Origin of the sequence: Albidovulum sp. (assembly GCF_049646345.1) — a bacterium.
In the GTDB taxonomy this organism is placed as follows: domain Bacteria; phylum Pseudomonadota; class Alphaproteobacteria; order Rhodobacterales; family Rhodobacteraceae; genus Albidovulum.
Genome location: NZ_JBARVQ010000905.1, coordinates 1 through 3,215, shown reverse-complemented (window position 1 = coordinate 3,215; position 3,215 = coordinate 1). Strand labels below are relative to the sequence as shown.

4 protein-coding genes are annotated in these 3,215 nt (G+C 63.3%); 1 reads left to right on the top strand and 3 read right to left on the bottom strand.

The genetic code is table 11. The features are described 5' to 3' along the window. From WBB85_RS23595 to WBB85_RS23585, 3 genes are all read right to left on the bottom strand, one after another. Positions 1 to 307 (bottom strand): DUF4142 domain-containing protein (locus WBB85_RS23595; RefSeq protein ID WP_432641000.1); only part of this gene is annotated, 307 nt, incomplete at its 3' end. Positions 308 to 445: 138 nt separating this feature from the next. After that, entirely contained in the window at positions 446 to 1,372 is a 927-nt protein-coding gene (locus tag WBB85_RS23590; protein WP_432640999.1) for an AraC family transcriptional regulator, read from the bottom strand. 86 nt (positions 1,373 to 1,458) lie between these two features. After that, on the bottom strand, positions 1,459 to 2,409 hold the full coding sequence (locus tag WBB85_RS23585; protein WP_432640998.1) for a LysR substrate-binding domain-containing protein: 951 nt from the start codon (positions 2,407 to 2,409) through the stop codon (positions 1,459 to 1,461). A 122-nt stretch (positions 2,410 to 2,531) separates the two neighbouring features. On the opposite strand from WBB85_RS23585, the gene WBB85_RS23580 reads away from it, so the two are divergent. Continuing rightward, positions 2,532 to 3,215 (top strand): urate hydroxylase PuuD (locus tag WBB85_RS23580; RefSeq protein ID WP_432640997.1); only part of this gene is annotated, 684 nt, incomplete at its 3' end.

Here is a 3,215-nt window from a genome sequence, read left to right as displayed (position 1 = left end):
ACTCTGCCCGCTTGGCCGCGGCGCCCTCGACCAGCGCGCGGCTCAGGTCGTTATCCTCGGGTGTCACGTTCAGCTCGGTGATCAGCGCCACGGCCGCCTCGTTCACCGCAGCATGGTCGCGGATCATGGTTTCGGCAAAGGCGCGCACGGCGTCATTCTCGGACACGGCCAGCGCCAGATGGGCATAGCGGATATCAAGCTGCCCGGCCGTATAGGCGGTATGGGCGATCTGAAGGTCGTTCATCTGGTCCTGTGCCATCGCGGGACCGGCCGCGAGCGTGGCGGCGATAAGAGTCATGCGGATCATCTTGTCCTCCTGGGATCTGGTTGCTCCGGCCACCGTCTGGCGGCCGCGTGCAGAACCATTTGCCCAAGGGGGACGCCCGATCAATCACCCCACCAAAGAACGGGACGGGATGCGAAATCTGCGGGACGGTCTGCAAATTCAGGCAGCCCGGCGACGATATTCCGAAGGGGCGAGCCCGAACTTTCCGGCAAAAGCGCGGGTAAAGGCGGCGGGCGAGGAATAGCCCGCCTTGCCCGCGATTTCCTGCACCGTGGATTGCGAGCGTTCGAGAAGCGCCAGCGCCTTTTGCAGCCGCCAGTCCGACAGATAGGTCATCGGCCCCACCCCGACGAGCTGGCTGAACCTTTCGGCAAAGCGCGAGCGCGACATGGCGACCGCAGAGGCAAGGCTTTCCACCGTCCATCCCTTGTCAGGGTTGCTGTGAACCATCTCCAGCGCGCGGCCGATCTGGCGGTCGCGGAAGGCTTCCATCAGACCGGAAAGCTCGGGCGACTGGCCGATCCCGGCGCGCAGCACCTCGATAAAGACGATCTCGGACAGGCGTGTGATCGCGGCTTCCGATCCCAGCCGGTCGGCAAAGGCGCGGCGCGCGGCCAGCCGCAGCATCTCATCCAGAAGCGGCTCACTCAGCCGAATTGCGGCGGTGATCAGGATATGGTCGGGAAGCGCGCGCAGGATCGGGTGATCGGCCCGTTCGCGGAAGGTGAAGTGGCCACAGAGCATCTGGGTCGAGGCGGAAGGATCGCCGTCGCCGACCCGCAGCACCCCCTGCCCGTCATAGCCCACCGCCTCCAGCACCGCCTCCAGTTCCGGTGCCCGCCGCCCCGGCGCATCGGCCAGCACATGGGACCAGCCCTTCGGCACCATGATCAGGTCGCCGGGGCCAAGCGTCAGTTCCGCGCCGCAGGCGGTTTTCACATGCAACTGCCCCTGCATCACCAGATGGAAGCGGGCGGCAGAGCCGAATTCCGGCACCGTGACCGCCCAGGGCCCGGTGAAATCGGTGCGGAAATAGAGAGCACCGCGCAGGTCGAGCGTGTCGAGGATGTCGTCGAGAATGTCCATGGCGCCCTCCGGGATCGTCCCGCCACCCGGGACGATCTGCACAATCAATGAGGTGAAACCATTAGGCAAGCGGCCATAGGGCGGCTTCACGCGGGTTTTACCGCCCTATCCGGCAGTTCGACGCCTTCCATCGCGCGGGTCAGTTCCTCGCGGCATTTGACGATGATGAAGTCGGTGAAGGCGCGGATCTTCGGGTCACGCAAGCGCCTGTGCTGGGTCAGGCAGGTCAGTTGCACCGGCACCGGTGGTGTGTCGCGCACCACCGGCACCAGACGCCCGTCGCGCAGATACTCCGCCACCTCAAAGATCGGCTTCATCACGATGCCGCGCCCGTCGAGCGCCCAGCCGGTCAGCACGTCGCCGTCATCGGTTTCGAACGGCCCGGCAATCTCGAACCGTTTCGGCCCGTCCGGCGTCGTCAGGGTCCACTGGAATTCCGGCGCGCCGGGGAAGCGCAGGTTGAGGCAATCGTGCTTGTCCGCCACCAGCCGCTCGCCCGTCCCCGGATCGCCGCGTTTCGCGACATAGGCGGGTGCGGCGCAAAGGATACGCGAGCATTCGGCCACGAGCCGCATCTTCAGCGTCGAATCCTCCAGCACACCAAGATGAAACGCCATGTCGAGCCCTTCGCCGATCACGTCGATCTTGCGGTCCGACAGGCGCAGCCGCACGTCGATCTGGGGATAGGCATCCTTGAATTCCGGCACATGCGGCGCAATGAACCGTCGCCCGACCCCCAGAGGGGCTGCGACAAAAACTGTCCCCCGCAGGTTCTGGGTCGACACCATGACCGCCGCCTCGGCATCGTCGATCGCCTCCAGAACCTTGCGTGCGCCGTCATAGAAAAGTCGGCCGTTCTCGGTCGGCTGCAAGCGTCGCGTGGTGCGGTTAAACAACCGCACACCAAGGTGTTTTTCCAATTCAGCGATCCGCGCCGATGCGACGGCGGGCGAGGTGCGCTGATCCCGCGCCGCCGCCGACATGGAGCCGAGTTCAAAGACCCGCACGAACATCTTGATATTGTTCACATAGGCCAATGCCGTCCCTCGCCCGATATTATTCGGTTATCTTTGAAAGTTCTGAGTTATTCTAAGGATTATCAGGGCAATGCGCTTCGGTATAGCGTCATCTTCACTGAGTCCGTGAGGGAGAGAGCGGGATGTACGACTTCATCGTGCTGGCCGACTGGCTGGAATTCGCCGTGCGCTGGCTGCATGTGATCACCGCCATCGCCTGGATCGGCTCATCCTTCTATTTCATTGCACTGGACCTTGGCCTGCACCGCGACCGCAATCTGGCCTCTGGCGCCGATGGCGAGGAATGGCAGGTCCATGGCGGCGGCTTCTATCATATCCAGAAATACCTCGTCGCACCGGAAACCATGCCCGGCGACCTGATCTGGTTCAAATGGGAAAGCTACGCGACCTGGCTGTCGGGCTTCGCGCTCCTTTGCCTTGTCTATTATCTCGGGGCCGATCTCTACCTTGTCGACCCGAACGTGCTCGACATTCCGTTCTGGCAGGCGATCGGGATTTCGCTCGTCTCGCTGGCAGTCGGCTGGCTGATCTATGATGCGCTCTGCAAGTCGAAACTCGGCGAAAGCCCGACGACGCTGATGGTGCTGCTCTACATCATCCTCGTGGTGCTTGCGTGGTTCTACACGCAGGTCTTCTCGGGCCGCGCGGCGCTCTTGCACCTCGGGGCTATCACCGCGACGATCATGTCCGCGAACGTCTTCATGGTCATCATCCCGAACCAGAAGGTCGTCGTCGCCGATCTGATCGCGGGCCGCACGCCCGATCCGAAATATGGAAAGATCGCCAAACTTCGCTCGACCCACAAC